This window comes from Streptomyces sp. NPDC043870 (genome assembly GCF_056435785.1).
Genome location: NZ_JBWKDT010000125.1, coordinates 1 through 2,520, shown reverse-complemented (window position 1 = coordinate 2,520; position 2,520 = coordinate 1). Strand labels below are relative to the sequence as shown.

Annotated in this window: 3 protein-coding genes and 1 pseudogene; all 4 read left to right on the top strand. The window is 64.3% G+C overall.

The window, feature by feature from the left end:
* Positions 1–179: pseudogene (locus AC0699_RS39595) on the top strand (IS3 family transposase); the annotation flags it as partial.
* Positions 167–412 (top strand): IS3 family transposase, encoded by a 246-nt coding sequence (locus AC0699_RS39590; RefSeq protein WP_478671532.1) that lies wholly within the window; start codon positions 167–169, stop codon positions 410–412. The pseudogene AC0699_RS39595 and the gene AC0699_RS39590, both read left to right, overlap by 13 nt.
* 813 nt (positions 413–1,225) lie before the next feature.
* Entirely contained in the window at positions 1,226–1,699 is a 474-nt protein-coding gene (locus AC0699_RS39585; protein WP_478671527.1) for a hypothetical protein, read from the top strand.
* 379 nt (positions 1,700–2,078) lie between these two features.
* On the top strand, positions 2,079–2,520 hold a 442-nt coding region (locus tag AC0699_RS39580; protein WP_478671523.1), incomplete at its 3' end, for an ISAs1 family transposase.

Sequence of the window (2,520 nt, the reverse complement as noted above, 5' to 3'; positions counted from 1 at the left end):
GACCGCGCTGGAGTACGCGATCTGGTCCCGCGACGTCCGCACCGGGCATCTGGTGCACCACAGCGACAAGGGCTGCCAGTACACCGCCATCCGCTTCACCCAGCGCCTGGCAGACGCCGGTATCGCCCCCTCCACCGGCACCGTCGGCGACTCCTTCGACAATGCCCTGGCCGAGAACCTGTGGTCGACCCTGAAGACGGAGCTCGTCTACTGGCCCGGCACCACCTTCACCACCAGGGCCGAGGCCGAAGCAGCGATCTTCCGCTACATCGACGGCTGGTACAACCCCCGCCGCATCCAACTAGGGCTCGGCGGACTGTCTCCCGACGAATACGAAGAGGCCTGGCATCGGCAACAGCAAGATCACCCCACCCCGGCTACCATCCAACCCGACCCCACCGGAACCAGATAACCCAGTCTCCGGAAAAGCGGGGGAACCTCAGGTTCCGCCTCGCGAAGCACGCCCACCGCCGATGGCTGCGGATCGACACCACCTGGCCCTGGGCCGACGCCTTCACCACCAGCCGGCGACAGCTCAGCGCACTACCCGCCCCCTGAAACCAGGCTCGACCCACCCCGACGAAGACCAGGAAGGAACCAACCAGCGCACCCCGGGAACCGTGGAAACCCGGCGCAGCCGCAACGACACGGAAGATCCCACCCGGCACCAGTCGGGACAAACGGGATGAACCAATCACCTCAACCGGCAGCGATCACCGGGTGGAAGGTCCCCCTTCTTGCGATCATGAAAAGCTCATTAACACTGGCTTTTGGTAACTGACGCTCCTAATTGACGTGCTTCACACTTCTCCGCCACAGTCAGTCCTGAGTCGAGCAGGTCGACTGTCCACCTTGGTGTCAGGAGAAGGCGCCCGTGAAAAGAATCAAAAAGCTTCTTACCAAGCCAGACCGCCACTCTAAAGTTAAGCCGGTTCGCCGCCGGCTGCGGCGCGCGGCGGTTGTCGGTGCTCTCAGTATTGGGACGCTTCTCGGCACGTTGGCCACGCCGGCCTCCGCGGGCACCGTTCACCCCTGGGACTGGAGGTGGAATCACCCGCAGTGCTGGCCCGATGAGGTCTCAGTATACTGGGACGGCGGACGAACGGTTAAGTGTGGGGGATGGTGGACGGTCGCAGGTAACATTTTCGAACGTCCGAGCCACCCCACTGCCCAAAACATTCGGAACGAGTGCGAGGGCGGTTGGGGGCGTTGCACTTACACGATCATGAGCAAAGAGGAGTATTGGGGCCCTCAGACCGTAGTCAGCAAAAACTACCTCTGGAACTGCACGAATAATCTTTCGTCGCAGGCGCTGCCTTGGAGCCAGACGACGACGACGTCGCATACCCTTTCGGCGGGTGTCACCTTCGGTCCGACGATTAAGCAAATCTTCGATCTTAAATTCAACTTCCAATACGGCTACTCGTGGTCTGACGCAATCACTCAGGGCGAAACTAATACCCTCTCGGTCAGCCCAGGCTATGTGGGCTGGTGGGCCCGGGCAGAGAAGATGCGGCGCGTCACGGGCGAGTACGTAACCCACTTCACCGAGCCCCACTGGGGCTACTACGCCTGGACCCTCCCCCACACCGCAGTCGGCCCCGCCGGGGGCCCGGGCAGCCTGTTTCCGCAGCAGCGCCCCATGACGGCCGCGGAGAAGGCAGAGCACTGTCCCTACTATGGCTTGTTCATAGGCTAATGACCGTATGAACGAGCAGCCTCCCCGCGCCGCGCTCGCTTTTGCACCGCCTGCGCGACGCGGGGAGGGCATCAAGCCCGACTTGCTCCTGAAAAGCAAGCGCGCTAACCGCGATCTTTCGCGAGGGTCCGCCGACGGAGTCGGCGGACCCCAGGGCTTCGGCGTAGTCGCATGACGTCCGGTTTATGGCGATCTGTCGGGCGGAGTGCGGGGAACGGGACAGGCACGGTTTCCAAGATCATGGAGTTCTCGCCGTCGTGCTCACACTGACCGCGTGTGCGGTGCTGAGCGGGGCCACGTCACTGCTTGCGGTCGGCGAGTGGATCGCCGATTCCCGGCTCACGTGCTTGAACGCCTCGGTATCTGCGCCGATCCGCTGATGCCCAGGCGACCGGTGCCGACGGAGTCGACGGTCCGCCGGCTGCTGGCCCGCATCGACGGCGACGCATGGGACCGGGCGGTCGGCCACTGGCTCACGGACCGCCGCCCGCAACCGAGCGGGGCCGCTGACCTGCGCGGCGTGTCCTTGGACGGCAAGAGCCTGCGCGGTGCTGCCAAGCCGAAGGGCCGCAAGATTCACCTTCTCGCCGCTGTCGAGCACACCACCGGCCTGGTCCTGGCCCAGCTGGACGTCGGTGAGAAGACGAACGAAATCACCCGGTTCCAGCCCCTGCTCGACACGATCGCCGACCTCGCCGGGACGGTGGTCACCAGCGACGCCATGCACACCCAGCGCGAGCACGCCACCTACCTGCTCGGCCGCAAGGCGCACTACATCGTGATCGTCAAGGGCAACCAGAAGAGCCTGCGCAAGCAGCTCT

What these genes read in the sequence shown, in the direction of transcription:
- AC0699_RS39585 (WP_478671527.1), top strand. Translation starts at nt 1,226, where the DNA reads ATGAGCAAAGAGGAGTATTGGGGCCCTCAGACCGTAGTCAGCAAAAAC.